Below are 21578 nucleotides of genomic sequence, written 5' to 3' on the forward strand. Positions count from 1 at the left end.
TAGCGCAGCCCAGCCACGATAGGAACGTGTCGAAGCATCGTTAGATGTTGCTATCCACGCCCCACGACGCGAAAAGAGGTCCTTGAGCCTCCGGCCATCCTCCGCATTACATAGGGCATTCAGTGTCAGTCGACCTTCAAGAACTTACGCGCCGTCTTTTCCAGACGGCTAACCAGCTGTGGACGAACACCGATCTCCGCCCGGATCAGTATGCGCAGCCAGTCCTAGCGTTGATCGCCCTGCGGCAGATGGAGGCGAAGTTCGATCTGGTCCACGCTGACCTGGCAAAGACCTTTACTGGGCGCCTGAAGCCCACCCCAGGCGATTATCACGGGCACGGCGCGGTGTTCCTGCCTGATCATGCCCGGTTCTCTTATCTGCTCGCTCTGCCGGAGACCGAGAACCTGGCTGAGGCCCTGAATGAGGCCATGAAAGCCATTACGGAGCACAACCCAGACCTGGCTGGCGTGATGCCCCAGGGATACGGATCGCTGCCCAACGACGTCCTTAGGGAGCTTCTGCGCCTGCTCCAGCCGCTGAAGATCGACGGAGACGCCTACGGCCTGATCTTCGAGTACTTTATGGGAGCCTTCGCGTCCAACTTTATGCAGAAAGGGGGCGAGTACTTCACGCCCGCCTCTATCGTGAAACTGATTGTCGAGGTCCTGGAGCCCTACCACGGCAAGATTTTCGACCCAGCTTGTGGCTCAGGTGGCATGTTCGTCCACTGCGCCGAGTTCGTGAAGCGCCACCACAAGAACCCGACCCGCGAAATCGGCATCTACGGCGCCGAGAAGATGCAGGACAACCAGAAGCTCGCTCGCCTCAACCTCGCGGTCCATGGCCTCTCGGGCGACATCAAGATCGCCAACAGTTACTACGAAGACCCCCACGGCATGGTCGGCAAGTTCGACTTCGTGATGGCAAATCCGCCCTTCAACCAGTCGGAGGTCGACCGTAGCCGCTTGGTCACCGAAGCAGGCCATGTGGACGCCAGGTTCTCGCTTGGCGTGCCAACCACCAACAACGCTAACTACCTCTGGATCGGCTTATTCAACGCCGCACTGAACGACACCGGGCGGGCGGGTTTCGTCATGGCCAACTCGGCCTCGGACGCAGGCGGATCGGAACGCGAGATGCGCCGCAAGCTCGTCGAGAGCAAGGCGGTGGACGTGATCATTTCGACCTCCTCAAACATGTTCTTCACTGTGGCGCTACCGGTGACACTGTGGTTCCTCGATAAGGCCAAGCGCAAAGGCGCGCGGGCCGACGAGGTGCTCTTCATCGACGCACGCCATATCTTCCGCCAGGTCAGCCGCGCCCACCGCGACTTCACGCCCGACCATGTCGAGTTCCTCGGCAACATCGTGCGCCTTTGGCGTGGCGAGGAAGAAGAGCTGGAGGAAAACAGCGGCCCGCGCATGACTGACACCTTCGGCGATGATGGTTACAAAGATGTTCCCGGCCTGTGCAAAGTGGCCAGCCGCGCCGAGATTGCCGCGCAGGACTGGAGCCTCAACCCTGGCCGCTACGTGGGCATGGCGCCCGGCGAGCAGGTCGGCGATGTTGATTTCAAGGAGCGGTTGGAGGCCCTCCAGGAAGAGTTGGAAGGGCTAAACATCGAGGCGGCACGACTTCAGGCGCTGATCGCGGCGAACGTGGCCGAGGTGCTGACGATATGAGTGATTGGCCCACCACCACATTGGGAGAACTGGCGGATTTTCGCAACGGTTTGAACTACTCTTCTGCCGATAGCGGTAAGGGTTTGGCCGTCGTCGGCGTTTCGGACTTCCAGAACAACTCGTTCGTGGACTTTTCGGGCCTCGATGAGTTGAACCCTTCAGCGCTGTCTACCCCTGAGGCATTGTTACGAAAGCACGACATCCTTTTCGTCCGTTCGAACGGCAACCGCGACCTCATCGGACGATCGCTCTTGGTCCCCGATGACCCGCCGATGCCAACTTCTCATTCAGGGTTCACAATCCGGCTGCGCTTCACGGACGAACGTGCTGACCCGGGCTTCTTCGCTTACCTTTTGCGAAGCGGCAGCGTTCGCAGTCACCTCTCTAGCCAGGGCGGAGGGACGAGCATCAACAACTTGAACCAAGGCATTCTCGCACGCCTTGAGGTGGCGCTCCCCCCTCTCGACGCTCAACGGCGTGTCGCGGCGATCCTGGAGACCTATGACGAGCTGATCGCGGTCAACCGGCGCCAAGTGGCGGTGCTGGAAGAGATGGCGCGAGGGGTGTTCGAGGAGTGGTTCGTCCGCTTCCGCTTCCCCGGCCACAAGGGCGTGCCCATCGTCGACACCCCGGATGGTCCGTTGCCGAAAGGGTGGGTCTACGCTCCTCTCGAGGAGTTTCTAGTCCTGCAGCGTGGCTTCGACTTGCCGAAATCCAAGCGGGTGGAGGGTAGCGTCCCGGTCTTTTCTGCAAGCGGCTTCCACGGCGGCCACGCGGAAGCGAAGATAACAGCCCCCGGTATCGTGACAGGGCGCTCGGGGACCATCGGTCAGGTGCATCTGGTGATGGAGAACTTCTGGCCGCTAAACACGACGCTGTACGTCCGCGAGTTCCGGCGTGCCGGGCCCGCCTACGCGCTGCTCCTGCTGCGCCGAATGGACCTTGCGCAGCATAGTACAGGGGCGGCCGTGCCAACACTGAACCGTAACCACATCAACGGAATCAAGCTGCCCGCAGCCCCGCAAGCGCTGATCGACAAGTTCGAACGCATTGCGTTCACGAACTTTGAGAGCATCCGAGCTATCGAACATGCTAACGAGCGTCTCGCCTCATCCCGCGACCTTCTGCTTCCCCGGCTTATCTCGGGGCAGCTTTCGGTCCACACCGCCGAACGGGAGCTGGAGCTAGCCGCATGACTGTGAAACTGGGCAAGGTCATCCGCCTGGACGTACGCCAGGGGTGGTCGAACGAGACAACGCACTTTACACCTTGGTTGGCCTCCCCTGACGGGCTGGAACTGCTCCAGGATGCGCTGGGTATGGACTTGGAGGTTGAGGCTGTAGAGCAGTTTGTCGGCCCCTTTCGCGCGGATATCCTCGCCAAGCGAACGGACACTCCTGACGAGCACTGGGTTCTGATCGAAAACCAGTTGGAGAAGACCGACCACCGCCACCTGGGGCAACTACTGACCTACGCGGCGGGCCTGAAGGCAGCGACTATTGTCTGGGTCGCGCAGGACTTCGCCGAGGAACACAGGGCCGCGCTTGACTGGCTGAACGAAATCACGAGCGACGCCTACCAGTTCTTCGGTCTGCAGGTCGAGCTGTGGCAGATTGGAAACTCGGACCCAGCCCCCATGTTCAGCATCGCTGCGGAACCCAACGAATGGACGCGCGAGGTCCAGCAGTCAGCAGAGAGCGCGCCGTCCGATTTCAAGCAACAGCAGGCGAACTACTGGCAGGGCCTGCGCACCTTGATGTTGGACAAGAAGGGCAAAGTCAGGGCCCGAAAGGCCTTGCCGCAGTCGTGGACGACCTTCGCAATCGGGCGCGCCGACGTGTGGTTGGGCGCCTGCGTCAATTCTCAGAAAAAGCATATCTGGGCAGAGTTTTGTTTCAATGGGCCTCCGGGTAAAGTGTGGTTCGACCAACTTTTCGCCCAACGCGAGGCAATCGAGGCCGCAATCGGCAGCCAGCTTTCCTGGCAACGGCTGGACGGCAAAAAGCAAAGCCGCATCGCTCTCTATCGCGAGAATACGGACCCCACCAACGAAGCCGACTGGCCCTCTCAGCACGTTTGGTTAGTCGAGCAGTTGGAAAGGTTCTATTCGGTCTTTCGTCCGTATGCTCTTTCCCTGAGCAGCCAGAGCAGTGCCGCTGACTACCTTATCGAAGATGTAGGCTCTGAGGAGGCGGACGAAGCCTGATGGCACCTTCGCTGACCGCCACCATCGCCTCGGAGGACGGCATCGTCGAACGCCCCGCGCTTGCATTGCTGCGAGAGCTGGGCTGGGATCAAGTCAACCTGATGCGTGAGGCCCTCGGCCCAACGAACACGACAGGTCGCACTAGTTTCCGCCAGACCTACCTTCCGACTCAACTACGTAATGCTCTAGGCTCGCTCAATCCCGGTATGCCACCCGAAGCCCTTAAGCAGGCTGAGGAGGCACTGACCCGCGACCGTACGGCAATGCCCCCAATCAGCGCGAACAGAGAATTACACAGGCTCTTGGTCGACGGAGTACCCGTCCAAGTGCGGCGCGACGATGGCAAGCTCGACCACCTGCTCGTTCGCGTGATCGACTGGAAGGACCCGTACGCCAACGATTTCATTATCGCCAACCAGGTCTGGATCGAAGGTGTCCTCCATAAGCGCCGCCCGGACACCATCGGCTTCGTCAATGGCCTGCCACTACTCCTAGCCGAATGGAAGGCGCCCACCTGCCCGATTGCGGACGCGTACGAGAACAACCTGCGCGACTACAAGGACACCGTGCCGCGCTTGTTCGATGCCAACGGCTTCGTACTGCTGTCGAACGGCCTGGAGGCAGTCATGGGGGCCAGCCACGCGCCCTTCGAGTTCTACGCGCCGTGGAAGCGGCTGGAGGAGGGAGCGCCTGAAGACCCGAGCCTAGAGACGATCCTGCGGGCCACCTGCGAGCCTGCCCGCTTCCTGGACCTGATCGAGAACTTCTTGCTCTTCGACGAGGTTCCCGGAGGTCTTCGCAAGGTCGTTGCCAAGTATCACCAGGTCTTGGGTGTCAACCGCGCCATCCAGGCAGTGGAACACATCAGCGATAACCAGGGCAAGCTAGGCGTCTTCTGGCACACCCAAGGCTCCGGCAAGAGCCTGTCTATGGTGATGTTCGCCGAGAAGGTCCTTAGGCGGCTGGGCGGCAACTACACCTTCGTGATCGTCACCGACCGAACCGAACTGGACGACCAGATTGCCGGGCAGTTCGGCTCCGTAGGGGCTCTAACGAAGAACATCGACCAGACCCAGGCAGGAAGCCGAGAGCACCTCAAGACACTGCTGGCGGGCAACGAGCGCTATGTCTTCACGTTGATCCAGAAGTTCTCCACCGCAGATCAGGAGCCGATGCCGGTCCTCTCGGAGCGCTCAGACATCATCGTCATGACCGATGAGGCCCACCGCAGCCAGTATGATCAGCTTGCCGCGAACATGCGGGCTGCGTTGCCCAACGCCGCGTTCATCGGCTTCACCGGGACCCCTCTGATCAAGGGCGCCGACAGCAAGACCCGCGAGGTCTTCGGCGACTACGTTTCCATTTACGACTTCTCGCAGTCGGTGAAAGACGGCGCGACCGTGCCGCTCTACTATGAGGCCCGCAAACCCGAGCTGCAGATGGATGCCGACGCCCTACGCGAGGAACTGGACGCACTGCTGGACGACGCGGACCTAGACGAGGATCAGGAGAAGAAACTACAGCGCCAGTTCGCCCGCCAATACACGTTGATCACGGCGCCTGACCGATTGGACAAGGTAGCTGACGACGTCGCCCTCCACTTCGCCCAGCGGGGCTACAGGGGCAAAGCGATGTTCGTGGCAATCGACAAGGCCACCGCCGTCGCCATGCATGACCGGGTAAAGGCGTCAGTCGCCAAGCTGATCGCCGAGGCCGAGGCGAAGCTCAGAACCGCGCACGAGGCCGAGGGGGCTGCGATTGCCGAACGCCTCGTCTGGCTCCGAGAGCTGGATATGGCCGTGGTCGTTTCGCAGGGTCAAAACGAGATAGATGACCTCAGGAAGAAGGGGCTCGACATCCTGCCTCACCGCGAGCGGATGCAGCGGGAGGACCTGGAAGCGAAGTTCAAGGATAAAGACGACCCGCTGCGCCTTGTGTTCGTGTGCGCCATGTGGATCACCGGCTTCGACGTGCCCTCCATCGGCACCGTCTACCTCGACAAGCCGATGAAGAATCACACGCTCATGCAGACCATCGCCCGCGCCAACCGCCGCGCTGAAGGCAAGACGTCGGGCGTCATTGTCGATTACGTGGGCGTCTTCAACAACCTCCAGAAGGCCCTGGCGGTCTACGCGGGGGGAACTAGCGAGGGAGACAAAGGCGAGAGCCCCATCCAGAATAAAGAGGAGCTCGTGCGGGTCCTTGAGGACGCCTTGGCCACCGCTCGGGCCTTCGCTGGACCTTTGGGTGTCGACATGGACGCGATCATTGCCGTGACCGGCTTCGAACGGCTGAAGCTTATCGGAGCGGCAGTGGAGGCCTTGGTGGCGCCCGATGACCGTCGCCGCGAGTTCCTGCGTCTCACGGGCAACGTCACCAACGCCTACAAGGCGCTGCTGCCCGACGAGAGGGCGGCTCCCTTCCTCAAGCCCGTCGCTGTTGCCCACACGCTCTCAGACGCGGTCCGGGCCAAGTTGGGTCCGGTCGACATCTCGGCCATTTCCGACCGCATCGCACAGATCATCGACGAGAAACTGGAGGGGGTGGCGATACTAACGCCTATTGTCGAGGGCGACACTGCAGAGGGCCGCTTGGACCTCTCCGGCATCGACTTCGAGGCGTTGGCCAAACTGTTCGAGACCAACCCAAAGGTTGCCGCCGAGCGCCTTCGAGAGGAGGCCGAGGAACAAGCCGACAGGATGGCTCAGCAGAACCCGACACGGGTCGCACTGGTAGAGCGGCTTGAGAAGCTGGTCGCCGAATATAACGCCGGGTCAATTGACGCCGAACGCTTCTTCGATGCCCTCAAGGACTTTGTCGCCGGCCTGAGCCGGGAAGAACAACGGGCCGCCCGCGAAGGGCTATCCGAAGAGGAACTCGCGATCTTCGACCTGCTGACGACTCCTGAGCCGAAGCTGACCAAGGCCCAGGAGATCGAGGTCAAGACGGTCGCCCGACACCTTCTGGAAAAGCTCAATGAGCTTGTCGAGGCCGTCAACTGGATCGGCAACCAGCAAACTCGTGGCGCCGTGTGGACCACCATCAGGCAGCGTTTGAATGAACTTCCCGAAGCTCCCTACCCGCAAGACCTATGGGACATGAAGGTCCATCAGGTCTGGGACTTCGTTCTGCAACGATACGCCTGACGTGGCACCGTCGGCGTCATCCCAAATCAAACCTAGGAAGGCGTTCGATTTCCACCGCGAGTTGCTCCAGCGGCCACGTCCCGTAAGCTTCACCCTCAGTCTTCGGAGCATGTCCGGGGATCACTGCTCGCGCCTCGGGGTCCATGCGGGCACCACGGGCGACCGTCTTGAATCTATGCCGCCAGCCATGATTCGGCGCGACGTTCTCATCGGTCACGCCTAGCGAACGGACCCACGACGCCAGCCTCTCACCGACCTTCTTATACTGCGGATTGCCCTCAGTGCCGCCTCGGTGCCCTTTGGGGTCATAGAAGAGCGGGCCATCTGAAGCGCCATCCACGAACTTCAGGAAGCCCTGGTCGACAAGGTGGGAGTGCAGCGGGACCATGCGAGCTTCGTTGGTCTTCACGCCACCAGCTTCGGGCGTGATGTTCATGGCCCAGACGCCGTCCTGACGCATGATGTCCTGCTTCCGCAGTTGGGTGATCTCGTTCACGCGCGCACCGGAATAGGCGCACAGCCATGGCACCCATCGACGAGCAAGGGCGTGGTGGCGTGAGATATTACCCGTAACCGGCTTCAACGTGGCGCGCAGGATGATGAGCGCTTCATCGTTCGTGAAGCCTGCGTCCCTCAGCCGCTTGCGCTTCTTCTCACCGCGAACGGTGATGCCCGTCGCAGGGTTGTCCGCGATGCGGCGATTCTCTTTGCCCCAACCGAAAACCGTCTTCGCCGCAGCGAGGTAAGTTTCACGGACGGTCCGTGCCGAGCGAAGTTCGCCCTTCTTGTTCGGCTCGGTGAGCAGATGCTCCTTCCAACGAACTACATCGTCGGCAGTGATACGCGACGCATCGTCATGGCCGAGGAAATCAACCAGCATGGCAATGAAGCGCTTCCACGCTTTCACTGTGGCGGGCGATGGCTTGCGCTCGACAACGTAACCCTCGAACAAGCTTGTGATGGTCGGGCCTGCCGCTGAAACGACTGGCTGGATCGTCTTCGAAACAGGAGACTCCCAAGTGGGCAGTCTTGTTACGAGCGTATCGGCTCCATAGTCACCATTCGCGCGGCGCGTCATGAGACCGCAGAAAGCAGCGTACAGGCCAGCCATCTCCTGCTGCAAACGCTCGGTGGCCCGCGCGGTAATCTTCAGTTGTTCCTCGTCTAGAAGGCCGAGCAGTTCGGCTTCCAGAAAAGGGGTAATGCGCCACGGCCCCTCGAATGGCCGATCATCGCCCCTCACATAAGCCTGATAGGATTCCTCGGTTTCTTCGGGGCACAGGCTCTCAAGGGTCATATCCCAACCCTCTTCGTCGCCCGGATTGTCGCCGAAGCGTTCCTCAAGTTGGCGATACCACTTGCCTGCCAACGCAACCACCTGGCGCTCACTCAGATCGACGGAGGGCCCGTCACTGGAGGACCTCAAGAAGGCGATTCGGTCTTCGACACCGGCGAGCCAGACACCGAACTCCGCGCGGGCTTGGCCCTGCGTGAGCGAGGCGGGCCACGTCGGCTTTTCCTCGCGTTTCCCGTAGGCACCGCGAACGTCTGCCGGGATCACTTTGCGGGCCGTCCAGAGACCCGTGGGAGTTCGTGTGAGCTTAGCCATTCTGATGGCCATCTGTACCTGCCTTTTGTACCTGAGGCAGCATCAGAAGTGGCAGAAATCACCAGATTTTAGGGAACCTGCGGCTTGCAGGAGCTCTTGGCGGAGAGGGTGGGATTCGAACCCACGGTACGGTTGCCCGTACACTGCATTTCGAGTGCAGCGCATTCGACCACTCTGCCACCTCTCCGCTAGAGATGCGATAGCGATGGAAGGTCTCCATCGGGTCGGGAAGCGCGCCACTAGCGTGACCTTTCAGGCTTGCCAAGCCCCTCTTTTCAAAAATGGGGATTATCCACAAGCATTCCTTGTGAGCGAACCGCAGGAAACCTATATTTCCTGCATGAACAAGGCCTCATTTTTTTCTCCGACGGCCGGCCGCATCATCGATGCACCGCGTGAAACACGAGCGCGATTCGGGATCGGCGATGTCGTTCGCCACAAGAATCACGACTTTCGCGGCGTCATCTTCGATATCGATCCGGTCTTCGCGAACAGCGAGGAATGGTACGAATCCATCCCCCTCAACCTGCGCCCGCGGCGCGACCAGCCTTATTACCACCTCCTCGCCGAGAACGAGGAATCCAGTTATGTCGCCTATGTCAGCCAGCAGAACCTGATGTCCGACGCAGACGGCGGGCCGGTCGACCACCCCTCGCTTTCACAGATCTTCGAGGATTTCGACAACGGACGCTATCACTTGCGGCGCGGATTGACGCACTGAGCCACCGGCATACGAAAAACCCCCGACCGGGATATCCGGCCGGGGGTTTTTCGTATGCATCCGGTCTTCGGGCAGGCAGTCAGCCCTTGATCTTCCAGCCCGACCGCAGAACCATGTAGACGATCCCGGCGAGCACGGCGTCAAGCAGGCCCATGCCCAGTGCGCTGTGCAGCACCGCCATATTGGTGTCGCCGATGTCGCTGACGCCGAGGAAACCGAAACGGAAGCCCGAGATCACATAGAAGAACGGGTTCAGGCGGCTGATCACCTGGAATGTCGGCGCCAGGTTGTCGATCACGTAGAACGTGCCCGACAGCAGCGAGAGCGGCGCGATCACGAAATTGGTGACGGCAGCATTGTGATCGAATTTCTCGGCCCAGATCGACGAGAGCAGACCAAGGAGCGAGAGGAAGACCGCGCCGGTCAGGCCGAACCACACGACGGCCCAGGGATGCGCCATCGAAAGATCGACGCCGGGCCAGAGCAGCATGGCTCCCGTCAACGCCAGACCGACGAGCACGGCACGGGTCACCGAGGCGCCGATCATCGCCAGCATGAGCTCGCCCTCGCTGAGCGGCGGCATCAGGTAGTCGATGATCGTGCCCTGGATCTTGCCCGCCAGGAACGCAAAGGCGGCATTGGCAAAAGCGTTCTGCATCATGCCCATGACGATCAGGCCGGGCGCCACGAATGTCGCGAAGTTGACGCCGAGCACTTCGCGCCCGCCCCGGCCCATCGCCACGGTGAAGATCACCAGGAATAGCAGGGTCGTGATCGCCGGTGCCCAGATCGTCTGGGTCTGGACCTTGAAGAAGCGCCTGACCTCCTTCATATAAAGGGTCTTGAGCCCCTCCCAGTTCACCTGGTGGATCAGGGGTTCTCCCTTCGCCGGGAACTGGCGGGCCGGCACTGTCCGGGATGCGATGCTTTCGGGCACGATCCCTCCGGAGGTCGGCAGGTCGGTCGAATTCGTTTGATCGGGCATGGACCGGCGAGTATCGGCTGCGGCTTTCCAAGGCAAGCCGCGCCACGGAATTTTGGGGCGATTCTCACTTCGCCCGATGAAGAGATGGAACACGAATGAGCTGGACGGACGAGCGGATCGAGAAGCTGACCAAGATGTGGGAGGGCGGAGCCACCGCCAGCCAGATCGCGGACGAACTCGGCGGCGTAAGCCGCAATGCGGTGATCGGCAAGGCCCACCGCCTCGGCCTCAAGGCACGCCCCTCCCCGGTGAAGGCCAATGAGAAGCCCGCGCGCCCGGCGCCCGCGCCCAAGAAGCCGAAGCCGGTCGAGGCCGCGCCCGCTGCGCCCGAACCCAAGGTCGAGGCCCCGGTCGTGCGCGCCGCGCCGCCGCCTGCGGCACCTGCGCCGCGTGCGCCGCAACCCGCTGCTGCGCCGGTCGCAGCCGACGACGCCGCGCCGGTCGCGCCCAAGGGACCGCGCGTGGTCTCGGTCGGCCCCGGCGGCTTCCTGCGCCAGGGCCCCGGCGATCAGCAGCAGCCGATCCCGCCCGCACCGCCGCGCCGCCTCATCCCGGCCAAACCGAGCCCCGAGATCGCAGACAAGACCAGCCTGCTGGACCTCAACGACCGCGTCTGCCGCTGGCCGATGGGCCACCCCGGCGAGCCGGACTTCCACTTCTGCGGCGACAAGGTGAACCCCGGCTTCCCTTATTGCGTCGAGCATTGCGGCCGCGCCTATCAGGCCCAGCTTCCGCGCGGCGCCCGCCGTCCTCCCCCGCCGCTGCCTTTCGGCGGTCCGCGGGTTCGCTGATCCCATGAGAAAGACGCGGCAAGCGGTGTCGGCAATCCGGCTGCCTGCCGCGTCCTTTCTGTTCATAGCCGGTGCCGTTCTGGCCATGGCAGCTCCTGCGCAAGCCCAGGATGTTCCGGCGACGGCGGCATCCGCCGCACCTGTTCCGGCAACGCCCGTCGAGCATGTCTATGTAGCGCTGACCACCCATGCCGGGGTGATCGTGCTGGATCTCGACAAGACCCACGCGCCGCTCACCGTCGCCAATTTCCTCAAGTACGTCGACAGCAAGCGCTTCGACGGCGCGAACTTCTACCGCGCCATGCACCTCGACTGGGGCGAAGCGCCCAACGGCCTGCTCCAGGGCGGCCTTCAGGGTGTGAACGTCTTCCCTCCCGTGGCGCACGAGCCGACCAGCGCGACCGGCATCAGCCACAAGGCCGGAACGATCTCGATGGCGCGTTTCGCGCCCGGCAGTGCCACCGCCGACTTCACCATCATGCTCGGCGACATTCCCTCGCTCGACGCCCAGCCCGATTCCGACAATCCGGAAAGTCGCGCCGGTTTCGCGGCTTTCGGCCATGTCGTGTCCGGCATGGACGTGGTGCGCAGGATTTGGGACGAGCCACGCTCGGCCACCAAGGGCGAAGGCGTGATGAAAGGGCAGATGCTGGAGCCGCCGGTGAAGATCATCAGCGCCCGCCGGGTTGCCGCCCCGCCGTCGTCGACACCATCGCCGGAAACGCCGGAAGCAGCCCGCTCTTCCGCCACGCCCTGACCGGGCGCGGCGCTGCAAGGCGCCGTTGGCCGCTTGGGCGGCTCCGCGCCCCCCTGTTAACAAGATTTCATCCCCGCCTCGGCCTGCCCTTGCTATAGGCGGCGCGCCTCCATGTGACGTTTCTTTCACGGATAATCCCCTTTTTTCTCAACGCGTCACGATCCCGCAATTGATCCAGATCAATGTCCGAATTGGACCGGTAAGAAATGGTTTACCCCGTTTCTGATCGATTACGGGAAATCCCTTAGTTGGTCCTGTTGAGGCCCGCAGCCATTGCTCTGCTCAGGGGTTGTGGAATTACCTCTCAGGTCCGGGGGCACGGACTGCATCTATTCGGTCTGATGTACTGTTGAGAGTGCGATGATAGAAAATTTACCATTCAATTGTGCCGGCGATGCCGGTCCGACTGTTGTTTCGCACGAAGAGTTCTGGTTCTCGCTGAAATTGAGAGTTGATTCAACTTCTCAGCTTTGGCAGGCGGCTGCGCTTCGCTGCATGAGCCAATCGGAGATGTCGTATGAAGAAGTCGACGAACTGATCGGCCCGATCGACGACCCGTCGGTTGCGGACTGCCTGATGGTCCTGGCTCTGCCGGATCGCATACCGGGCTGCACGCGTCTCGACGTGGCGTTGCAGGCCTCGGAAAGTCCCGGCATGGTCACCGTCATCGACAGGGATCTCTGTCGCAGCACGGTAGGCCAGTCCTGAACGAAAAGCGCCCCCGAACCATGGTTCGGGGGCGCTTCGTCTTCCAGCGATGGTTGCCGGAAGATCCCCTTTCGGCGGACCTTCCGGTCTCCTCTCAACTGTCGATATTCGTGCCCGCCGCAGCGATGGCAACGAGGCCCGAAGCGGACATGCGGATACCGTTCACGCCCAGCATGATGTTGGTCCCGTCGGTCACGACATCGTTGACGACCGCCACCGAGTTGATCGTGGTGTCCAGCTTGTTTCCGGCACTATCCTTCGCCTCCACCGAGAGCGTATAGGCGCCCTTATCAGCCTTTGTGCCGTCGGCCTTGGTGCCGTCCCACTGGTAGGAGCCCTGCGTTTTGGCGTCGAGCGTCACCGTGTTGATGACCTTGCCTGCGGAATCCTTGATCGTCGCGGTGATCGCGGCAGGTGTTCCGTCGACGTAATAGGTCCAGTGCGCCGGAGCATCGCCAAGACCGGCCACCGGAGAATCGAAGCGCGCCTCGCGGCCGATGTAGTTCGAGGCCGCCGACATCTGCTGCGAGGCCAGCTGGCCGAGGATATCGCCGAGCTTGCCGGTCTGCTGGATCGACTGTTCGACCTGCGAATACTGCACCAGCTGCTGGGTATATTCGGAGGTGTCCATCGGGTCGAGCGGGTCCTGGTGCGTCATCTGCGTCGTCAGCAGCTTGAGGAACAGGTTGTAGTCGGCCAGCAGGCCGGACGACGGGGCCGCCGCGGCATTTTTCGCCGTGGTGGAAGACGTGTCTGAAATGGTGGTCATTGCTCTAGTGCCTTATGCCATGAGATCGACATGGCCGCTGCTGCGCAGCGACCGATAGATCGGGTCGTCGCTCCCGCCGAAGCCGTCCGGCAGGCCGCCACGGGACGAGAGGCCGGCCTGCTGCTGCCCCTGCTGATCGCCCTGCCAGCGCTGCCCGCTGCCCTGCCCGCCGGAGCGGCTGTCGAAGCGCAGGGACTGGCCGTCGCTGCGCACACCGGCATCGGCCAGGGCACGGTTCAGATCGGTGCTTTCCCGGCGCAGCATGTCCAGCGAGGAGGCGCTGTCGGCCGAGAGGACTGCGCGCAGGACACCGTCGTGGTCGAAAGAAAGCCGCACATCGATCCGGCCCATGTGGCGCGGATCGAGACGGATCAGCAGGTCGTCGCCGCCCTTGTCGAGCGCGCGGGCGATTTCCACGCCGATATCGTTGCCGAACTGGCCCTGCTGGACGGACACCGTGGCGCTCTGCGGCGCGGAATGCGCGGTCGGCGTGTATGGCAGCGCGCCGGGGCGGCTGGCCGTGCCCGCCAGCGTCTGGCTGAACAGCGGTGCGGAAAGGCTTGCGTCCGAAGAGCCGGAACCCTGATCGGGGGCAGCGTCGACCGTCGCGGCGGTCGAAGTCGTGCCTCCTTGACCGGCGCTTTGGCTGCGCGAACCGGCAGACTCCTGCGCTGCCCCCTCGAAGGGAGTGGATGCGACCGGGCCGCCCGCTTTACCGAGCTTGGAGGCGACTTTGCCGAAGCCTTCTGCCGATCCCTTCGCGGCATCGGCAGCGGCAACATCGTGCACGTCCTGCGGGGTGGCCGCGAGTTGCGGCTGGATCGAGGCCGCACCGGCCATGGCGGCGTTCGGAGAAGTGTGGGATGTCTGCGTCGGAACGGCGAGGACGAGGGCCGAAGCATCACCCTCCCCGTGCTTCGCCACCGGCGCCTCGGCATCGTCCTGCGCCGGGCTGGCATCCGCGTCCGACGTCTCCGTATCCGCAGTCGGCGCTGCGGGTTCAGACGAAGCGGCCTGCTTTACCAGTTGCGGAAGGATCGGTTCTCCGGTCGCCACCTGCGGCTTGATATGATCGGCCGCCACGGCATGGGCCGCTTCGGTCGGCTTGGCCGACGGGCCCTTGGTCTGGGCGGCAATAGCGTCCTGCACCGGCGTTTCGGCGGCGATCTGCGGCAAGGCGGTCGCCTCGCCGACAAGCGTATCGACCGGGGGAGGCGCAGCGGCGAGGAGATCGGCAGACTGCGCCGCACCGGGCGCCGCCGCTGCGCTCGAAGGCGAAGCCGTCGTGGTCGAAGCGGCCTGAGCAGCCCCCAGCAGAGACTGGAACGACCCCTTGGCCTGGCCTGCACTCGTGAAGCCGCCGGCAAGGCTGTCGGCCGCCGGGGCCGAAGAGACTGCGCCCCCGGCTCCAGCCGCCATCGGAAACAGGGAATTCACGGAAACCGGCATTACTGTGCGTCTCCCGGCCGACGAACTGCGGCCATCATGTCATCATAGAAGGATTGCGGCCCAGCCGGTCGCGCATCCCGTATTCAGCCAACCGCGCCCAGGCTGCGCAGCCGCGCGCGCGGATGGATCTCGTTCTGCGACAACACCACGGTTGCCGGGCGAACGCGCTCGATGATCGAGCGGACGAATGGCCGCAGCGGCGGGCTGGTCAGCAGGCAGGGAATCTCGCCCTGCCCGGCCAAACGGTCGTAAGTGTCGCGCACCGCGGCGATGAAGGCCTGGAGCTGCGAGGGCGCCATGGCCAGGTGACGATCGTCGCCCTGGCCGACGATGGCCTCGCCGAAGGCCTCGTCCCATTCGCCGCCGAGGGTGACGATCGGGATGGTTCCATCGAAGGTCTGCTGCGCCGAGATCTGGCGGGCCAGGCGGGCGCGGACATGCTCGGTCACTTGCGTGAGATTGCCGGTCATCGCCGTCGCTTCGGCCACGCCTTCGAGGATCGTCGGGATGTCGCGGATCGACACGCTTTCGGCCAGCAGGTTCTGGAGCACGCGCTGCACGCCGGAGATCGAAATCTTGCTCGGGATCAGGTCCGCGATCAGCTTCTCGGTGTCCTTGTGGACCTCGTTCAGCAGCTTCTGCGTCTCGGTATAGGAGAGCAGGTCGGCAATGTTGTCCTTGACGATCTCGGTCAGATGGGTGGTGACGACCGTGCCGCAATCGACGACGGTAAGACCGCGGAAGCCCGCTTCCTGGCGCATGTCGCGGTCGATCCAGAGGGCCGGAAGCTGGAACACCGGTTCCTTGGTCGGCTCGCCGCGAATGCCGATGTCCTGCTCGCCCGCGTTGATCAGCAAGAGCTTGCCGATGCGCAGTTCACCGCGCGCGATCTCGGTCTCCTTGACGTAGACGATGTACTCGTTCGGCTGGAGCGCCATATTGTCGAGGATGCGGACCGAAGGCAGCACGAAGCCGTAATCGATCGCCATCTGGCGGCGCAGCGCGCGGACCTGGTCGTCGAGGCGCGGCTCTGCCTGGGAATCGTTGATCAGCGGCAGCAGGCCGTAGCCCAGTTCGATGCGCAGCGCGTCGATCGCCAGCGTGCGCGCAATCGGTTCCTCGGCCTGGGCTTCCATCTGCTGCTGCTGGGCCATGGCCTCCTGCATGCGCTCCTGCGCCGCACTCGCCTGCGCCTTGCGCGACATCGACCAGGCCACCCATCCGCAGATGCCGCCCATCGCGGCGAAAGGAATGAAGGGCAGGCCGGGCATCAGCGCCAGCGTGCCCATCAGCACGCCGACGATGCCGAAGGCCTTGGGGTAGCGGCCGAGCTGGTCGCCCAGCGCGGCGCCGGTCTTGCCGACCACGCCGCCTTTCGAGACCAGCAGGCCCGCCGCGGTCGAGACGATCAGCGCCGGGATCTGGCTGACCAGGCCGTCGCCCACGGTAAGGATCGTGTAAGTAGTGAAGGCCTCTCCGAACGGCACGCCGTGGATGGCGACGCCGATGATGAGGCCGACGACGATATTGATCGCGGTGATGAGAAGCCCCGCGACGGCATCGCCCTTCACGAACTTCGAGGCACCGTCCATGGCACCGTAGAAGCCGCTTTCGGCCTCGATCTCGGCGCGGCGTTCACGGGCCTGCGCTTCGGTGATCGTTCCGGCATTGAGGTCGGCGTCGATCGCCATCTGCTTGCCGGGCATGGCATCGAGGCTGAAGCGCGCCGCCACTTCGGCGATGCGGCCCGCGCCCTTGGTGATGACCACGAAGTTGATGACGATCAGGATCGCGAAGATGGTGAGGCCGATGACGGTCTCGCCGCCCATCAGGAACTCGCCGAAGGCCGCGATCACGCCGCCCGCCGCGTGATGGCCCTCATGCCCATGGCCGAGGATCAGACGCGTCGAGGCGAGGTTGAGACCCAGCCGCAGCATCGTCACGATCAGCAGGATCGTCGGGAAGCTGGACAGTTGCAGCGGCTTCTCGATGAACAGCGCCGTCATCAGGATCAGCACCGAGGCGGTGATCGACAGGGCCAGGCCCATGTCGAGCATCCAGCCCGGCATCGGCAGGATCAGCATGCCGATGATCGCACTGACGCCCAGCGCCAGCGCGAGATCGCGGCTGGGGCCGAGGCGGGTCAGGAACTGGTCCAGCCTTTGAGAGACGATTGCGTTCATCGGATCACCGGGTGCCTAAAGTCTGAGGTCTGGATTCAGTGTCGGATCAGGCCGGGCGGCACGGCGACGCCGTCGGACAGGAACGTGCGCAGCTTGTTGCGCATGGTCCGGACCGAAATGCCCAGCATCGAGGCCGCATTGGTACGGTTGCCCCGGCAGTGCTCCAGCGTCTTGAGGATCAGCTCCCGCTCGACGTCGGCGATGTTCTGGCCCACCAGCTCGGAAACGGCGGTGCCGACGGAGGGATTCGCCCCTTCCGCCTCTCCCGCCACATTGCCGCGCAGCCGGGCCATCACGTCTTCCAGGTTCACCGCGATATCGACGACCACGAGGTCGTTGCGGGCACGCTGCCAGTCCTCGAACACGGTGGAATTCGCCGTGCCCACGGCAATGCTGGCGGGGGACCCGCGCACCATCTCCACCGCAAGGCCCATCGCGTTTCCGAGATCGCCCACCAGCATCAGCCGGGTCGGATCGTGTTCGGGCGTGGTCATCATGCTTCCTGCCGGACGATTTCGGTGAGCGTGATGCCCAGCGTACTGTCGATCAGCACGACTTCGCCGCGCGCGATCAGGCGGTTGTTGACGAAGATGTCCACCGGCTCGCCGACGCGGCGGTCGAGTTCCACGACCATGCCCGGCTTCAGGCGCAGCAGGTCGCCGATGTCCATCCGCGAGCGGCCGAGCACGGCCTGGACTTTCACCGGCACGTCGAACACGGCCTGGAGGTCGTCGGGCGTCGGCGGCGTGGTCGGGCGCGGCGGGATCGCCGTTTCCTCGACGTTCGCGTCGGCGGGAATTTCGTCGGTCAGGTGAGCAGGCGCGAGTTGGCGCGGCTCGAGCTCGTCGCTCATGGTCATACCTTTCAGCTGTTCATCCACTGACGGATTACGGATGCGGATTCTGCGGGACTGGCCGAGATGGCGTCACCGATGCGGCGCAGGGCGGAGAGCTTGATGCGCCCGTCCACTTGCGCCAGCGCGATTTCCTGGTCGAGCATCTCGCCCTCGGCCGCACGCTGTTCCTCAAGCTGGCGCAGGGCGTCCTCGTCGCCTTCGGCGGCGCGTTCCTTGAGCGCCATGAGTTCGGCGTCCTCGGCGGTCAGGCGCTGTTCGACAACGCCTTCCACCAGCGGCGGCGGGAGCAGCTTGGGCTTGAGCATCTTGATGGCGAAGAGGATGATGCCGCCCACGACGAGGATCTTCAGGACGTCGAAGATGCGATCCCAGGTGAGACCGAAGGGCAGGCCGTCCGCCGAACCATCGAGGTCGGTCGGTGCGTTGAAGGCCATGTTCTCGACCACGACGCTGTCGCCGCGCTCGGCATCGAAGCCCACCGCGTTCTCGACCAGCCGCTGGAGACGCTGCACTTGCGCGGCGGGCAGGCCCTGCGGACCGCCGTCGACCATGACCGCCACGGTCAGGCGCTTGACCTGTCCGGGGGTGCGAACGGCCGTCTTCTGGGTGCGGCTGTTCTGGTAAGTGGTGTCTTCCGAGGTTTCGTTCTGCGCGGAGCGGCGCGCGTCGCCGCCGCTGCCGTTGACGTTGCCCTGGTTGTCGGGAAGCTGCGAGCCGACGGTCACGCCCTGCGCACCCGCCGCGTTCTCGTCGCTCTGGTTGCTGGATTCGACCGTCGTCTGATGCGCGATGACCTGGGTATCGGGATCGAAAGTTTCCGATTCCTCGCGCACCTGGTCGCGTTCGAGCACGGCGGCCACTTCGGCCCGCACCTTGCCCTGACCGACGATCGGTTCGATCATCGATTCGATTTCGCTGCGCAGACGGGCCTCGACGGCGTTCTGCCGGTCTTCGAGATTGCCCGCGCCGGCATCGCCGCCTTCGCCCGCCCGCGCCAGCAGCGCGCCGGTCTGGTCGACGATCGAAACCGCCTCGGGATTGAGATCGGGAACGGCGGAAGAAACGAGGTAGCGGATCGCCTGGATCTGCTCGCCGGAAAGGCGGCCGTTGGTCTTCACCGTCACCGAGGCACTGGACTTGCGCGGTTCGGTTTCGAACATCGCGCGTTCCGGCATCACGACATGGACGCGGGCCTTGGTGACCTTTTCAAGGCTTTCAATCGAGCGGACCAGTTCGCCTTCGATGGCGCGGGTCTCGTTCATCTTGGCGCGCGACGAGGAAATGCCGAAAGGCTCTTCCGCGTCGAGCACTTCATAGCCGATCTTGCCGCCCAGCTGGTCGGAGGCCATCGACATGCGCAGCTCGGCCAGGCGGTCGACCGGGGCCATGACCCCGGTGCCGTCGGCGGAAAGCTGGAAGGGTACGTTCTGCCCCTTGAGCTTGTCGGTGATCGATTTCGCCGCCGAAGGATCGAGATCGGTATAGAGATAGCCCATCTCGGTCGCAGGACTGCGAAGAGCCATCCATCCGAGCCCGGCCAGCAGGGCAAGGGCCACGCCGCCCATCAGCAGGGCCCGGCGAGGACCGATCTGCTCGATAAAGTTCCGCAACGGGTTCAAAAGTCGCCTCTTACATCAGCGGCGTCACTCCCTTGGTGTCGCCTCTGACATTATAGGATAAACCGCTAGGCAACTCTTGCCGGGAACAGGAAAAGTTTACGCGCCCTCCGCCTGGTCGCCTTCACGGCCCAGAACACCGGCCAGTTCGGCCATGACCGCGGCGCGGCGCGCGCCCGCATCGACATTGAGACCGCCTTCGGCCCAACCGATATGGGCATCGCCCATGGGCAGGGTCTCGTCATCGACGACGACGATCGAGAGCGAACGGCGCTCGCGCGCACGGCGCTCCTCGACGAGACGCTCGATATCCTCGCGCATCGCCGGATTGGCGCGGATCGACAGCGCGGTATCGCGTGCGACCTGATCGAGCGCGCGGGTCAGCGCCTCGTCGATGGCCCGCGCGGGCTGCGCGGCGATGGCATGACCGGCAAGCAGTTCGGCAGCCTGAAGCGCGACCGATCCGGCTTCGGCGATCACCTGGTCCATCACCGCATCGAAGCGGCGCTCGACATCGTCGATCGAGGCATGAAGCGCATCGGTGGCGGCGAGCATGGCTTCCGCCCGCTCGCCCCGCGCCTGTTCCAGCCCGGCCTCGAAGCCGTCGGCCCGCGCCCGCGCGAGTTCGGCGACGTGATCCTCGTGCAGGCGCTCGATCCGCGCCTGGAGTTCCTCGACGTGCTCGCGCAGTTCGTCGTGCCGTCGCTCATCGACGACCGGCTCGTTGCCCGGAAACCGGAATATTCTGTCGAAACCGAATGGCTGAATGGTCATGGGATCCTCCATCATCGCCGCACCCTCGGAATTCGTGCGACCTTGCGGTCGCGCATCGCAGGCACCGGCCCGCGACGCATGGCAATCTCTGAAACCCTGCGGATCGGCCATTGGCCTCTCCAAATGGCAAGCTCGTGACGAATGCCACGAGCGCACCGGATACCGGACTCTTCGCTGCCCGCTCCAGACCCAAGGCTGGAGGAACAGCAATTTAAACAGGTCGTCACCGCGATCAATAGATCATCGCATCGTCGCTCTTGGGATCGACGAGCATGATCTCGCCGCGATCGCCCAGCGACTTGGCGAGGCGTACCAGCGACGTCTGCGCTTCCTCGCATTCGCGGGCGCGGACCGGACCCATCGCCGCCATGTCGTCGCGCATCAGCTTGGCCGCGCGTTCGGTCATGGCGTTGAAGAAGAGCTTCTTCATTTCTTCCGGCGAACCCTTGAGCGCCAGGGCCAGCTCGCGCTTGTTGCAGTTGCGGACGATCGTCTGGATCGCCGCCGGCAGCAGGTTGGCAAGGTCCTCGAAAGTGAACATGAGCGCGCGGATGCGTTCCGCCGATTCCGGCGCCTTCTCGTCGAGCGCGCCGAGCATGGCTTCTTCGGTCGAGCGGTCGAGCGCGTTGAACAGCTCGGCCATCGTCTCGTGCGGATCGCGGCGCTGGGCGCGCGACAGGTTAGTCATGAACTCGCTCTTGAGCGTCTGTTCGACCTGGACGATCACGTCCTTCTGCACCGTGTCCATCCGCAACATGCGCATGACGACATCGGTGGCGAAATCGCGCGGCAGTTCGGCCAGCACGCGCGCGGCGTGGTCCGGGCGCAGCTTGTGCAGGATCACCGCGACGGTCTGGGGATATTCGTTCTTGAGATAGCCCGCGAGCACCGCCTCGCTGACGTTGGACAGCTTGTCCCACATCGTCCGGCCGGAAGGACCGCGAATGTCCTCCATGATCTCTTTCACGCGGTCCGCCGAGAGGATGCCTTCCAGCAGCCTTTCGGTGGTCTCGTAGGAGCCGTGGAGCGTCGCCATGCTAGAGACTTCGCCCGAGAACTGCACGAGCAGATGCTCGACGACGACCGAAGGTACCCGGCCGAGCTGGGCGATCGTGGAGGACAGCTCCTTGATCTCGTCGGTATTCAGCTGCTCCCAGATCGGACCGCCATGGTCGCGACCAAGCGCGAGCATCAATGCGGCAGCGCGCTGCATTCCCGAGTATTTCTTGAGCTCCGGCGGCTCAACCACCGCGGCCATCATCGTCACTTCGATACCCCCGAAAAATTGCTCGATCCCGCACGGATTGGGCGCTGTTCCTTCTATTT

General features: G+C 63.6%; 18 protein-coding genes and 1 tRNA gene. 8 read left to right on the forward strand and 11 right to left on the reverse strand.

Annotated features, from left to right (window positions below; all coding sequences use genetic code 11):
• Window positions 1-122: 122 nt before the first annotated feature.
• Genes AC4D6D_RS14415 through AC4D6D_RS14430 form a run of 4 tightly spaced genes read left to right on the forward strand, consistent with a single transcriptional unit; the run spans window position 123 to window position 7034 of the window.
• Window positions 123-1682: a type I restriction-modification system subunit M gene (locus AC4D6D_RS14415; RefSeq protein WP_491325837.1), complete on the forward strand. Its 1560-nt coding sequence runs from the start codon at window positions 123-125 to the stop codon at window positions 1680-1682.
• Window positions 1679-2878, forward strand: a complete 1200-nt coding sequence (locus AC4D6D_RS14420) for a restriction endonuclease subunit S (protein ID WP_491325838.1) — start codon at window positions 1679-1681, stop codon at window positions 2876-2878. The genes AC4D6D_RS14415 and AC4D6D_RS14420 overlap by 4 nt, the downstream gene beginning before the upstream one ends.
• Window positions 2875-3888, forward strand: a complete 1014-nt coding sequence (locus tag AC4D6D_RS14425) for a DUF4268 domain-containing protein (protein WP_491325839.1) — start codon at window positions 2875-2877, stop codon at window positions 3886-3888. Before AC4D6D_RS14420 ends, AC4D6D_RS14425 begins: the two co-directional genes overlap by 4 nt.
• Window positions 3888-7034, forward strand: coding sequence for a type I restriction endonuclease subunit R (locus AC4D6D_RS14430; protein ID WP_491325840.1), 3147 nt, complete (start codon window positions 3888-3890; stop codon window positions 7032-7034). Before AC4D6D_RS14425 ends, AC4D6D_RS14430 begins: the two co-directional genes overlap by 1 nt.
• Before the next feature lie 16 nt (window positions 7035-7050).
• Here AC4D6D_RS14430 and AC4D6D_RS14435 read toward each other — a convergent pair whose 3' ends face one another.
• Window positions 7051-8655 (reverse strand): site-specific integrase, encoded by a 1605-nt coding sequence (locus AC4D6D_RS14435; protein ID WP_491325841.1) that lies wholly within the window; start codon window positions 8653-8655, stop codon window positions 7051-7053.
• A gap of 85 nt (window positions 8656-8740) precedes the next feature.
• Window positions 8741-8830, reverse strand: a tRNA-Ser gene (locus tag AC4D6D_RS14440).
• 18 nt (window positions 8831-8848) lie between these two features.
• Between AC4D6D_RS14440 and hspQ the strand changes: the two genes are divergently transcribed.
• Window positions 8849-9364, forward strand: coding sequence for a heat shock protein HspQ (gene hspQ / locus AC4D6D_RS14445; protein ID WP_491325842.1), 516 nt, complete (start codon window positions 8849-8851; stop codon window positions 9362-9364).
• A gap of 79 nt (window positions 9365-9443) precedes the next feature.
• On the opposite strand, the gene AC4D6D_RS14450 is transcribed toward hspQ, so the two are convergent.
• Window positions 9444-10349: an ABC transporter permease gene (locus tag AC4D6D_RS14450; protein ID WP_491325843.1), complete on the reverse strand. Its 906-nt coding sequence runs from the start codon at window positions 10347-10349 to the stop codon at window positions 9444-9446.
• A gap of 95 nt (window positions 10350-10444) precedes the next feature.
• On the opposite strand from AC4D6D_RS14450, the gene AC4D6D_RS14455 reads away from it, so the two are divergent.
• From AC4D6D_RS14455 to AC4D6D_RS14465, 3 genes are all read left to right on the forward strand, one after another.
• Entirely contained in the window at window positions 10445-11140 is a 696-nt protein-coding gene (locus AC4D6D_RS14455) for a GcrA family cell cycle regulator (protein WP_491325844.1), read from the forward strand.
• 85 nt (window positions 11141-11225) lie between these two features.
• Complete coding sequence (locus AC4D6D_RS14460; protein ID WP_491325845.1) at window positions 11226-11897, forward strand: peptidylprolyl isomerase; 672 nt, start codon at window positions 11226-11228, stop codon at window positions 11895-11897.
• Between the two features lie 510 nt (window positions 11898-12407).
• Complete coding sequence (locus AC4D6D_RS14465) at window positions 12408-12605, forward strand: hypothetical protein (protein WP_491325846.1); 198 nt, start codon at window positions 12408-12410, stop codon at window positions 12603-12605.
• A gap of 94 nt (window positions 12606-12699) precedes the next feature.
• On the opposite strand, the gene AC4D6D_RS14470 is transcribed toward AC4D6D_RS14465, so the two are convergent.
• The 8 genes from AC4D6D_RS14470 to fliG form a co-directional block, all read right to left on the reverse strand.
• A complete protein-coding gene (locus tag AC4D6D_RS14470) occupies window positions 12700-13374 on the reverse strand; it encodes a flagellar hook capping FlgD N-terminal domain-containing protein (RefSeq protein WP_147219619.1) in 675 nt (224 codons plus the stop codon).
• Between the two features lie 12 nt (window positions 13375-13386).
• Window positions 13387-14823, reverse strand: a complete 1437-nt coding sequence (locus tag AC4D6D_RS14475) for a flagellar hook-length control protein FliK (RefSeq protein ID WP_491325847.1) — start codon at window positions 14821-14823, stop codon at window positions 13387-13389.
• An 83-nt stretch (window positions 14824-14906) separates the two neighbouring features.
• The gene (gene flhA / locus AC4D6D_RS14480) at window positions 14907-17006 is read right to left on the reverse strand and encodes a flagellar biosynthesis protein FlhA (RefSeq protein ID WP_147219617.1); all 2100 of its coding nucleotides are present in this window, start codon (window positions 17004-17006) and stop codon (window positions 14907-14909) included.
• A 35-nt stretch (window positions 17007-17041) separates the two neighbouring features.
• The gene (locus tag AC4D6D_RS14485) at window positions 17042-17503 is read right to left on the reverse strand and encodes a helix-turn-helix domain-containing protein (RefSeq protein ID WP_491325848.1); all 462 of its coding nucleotides are present in this window, start codon (window positions 17501-17503) and stop codon (window positions 17042-17044) included.
• Entirely contained in the window at window positions 17500-17859 is a 360-nt protein-coding gene (gene fliN / locus AC4D6D_RS14490; RefSeq protein WP_147219615.1) for a flagellar motor switch protein FliN, read from the reverse strand. Before fliN ends, AC4D6D_RS14485 begins: the two co-directional genes overlap by 4 nt.
• An 11-nt stretch (window positions 17860-17870) precedes the next feature.
• Window positions 17871-19481, reverse strand: a complete 1611-nt coding sequence (fliF, locus tag AC4D6D_RS14495) for a flagellar basal-body MS-ring/collar protein FliF (RefSeq protein ID WP_491325849.1) — start codon at window positions 19479-19481, stop codon at window positions 17871-17873.
• Between the two features lie 96 nt (window positions 19482-19577).
• The gene (locus AC4D6D_RS14500; RefSeq protein ID WP_491325850.1) at window positions 19578-20252 is read right to left on the reverse strand and encodes a FliH/SctL family protein; all 675 of its coding nucleotides are present in this window, start codon (window positions 20250-20252) and stop codon (window positions 19578-19580) included.
• A 232-nt stretch (window positions 20253-20484) separates the two neighbouring features.
• A complete protein-coding gene (fliG, locus tag AC4D6D_RS14505; RefSeq protein WP_491327256.1) occupies window positions 20485-21513 on the reverse strand; it encodes a flagellar motor switch protein FliG in 1029 nt (342 codons plus the stop codon).
• Window positions 21514-21578: the final 65 nt, after the last annotated feature.

Source organism: Novosphingobium sp. BF6 (genome assembly GCF_058273105.1).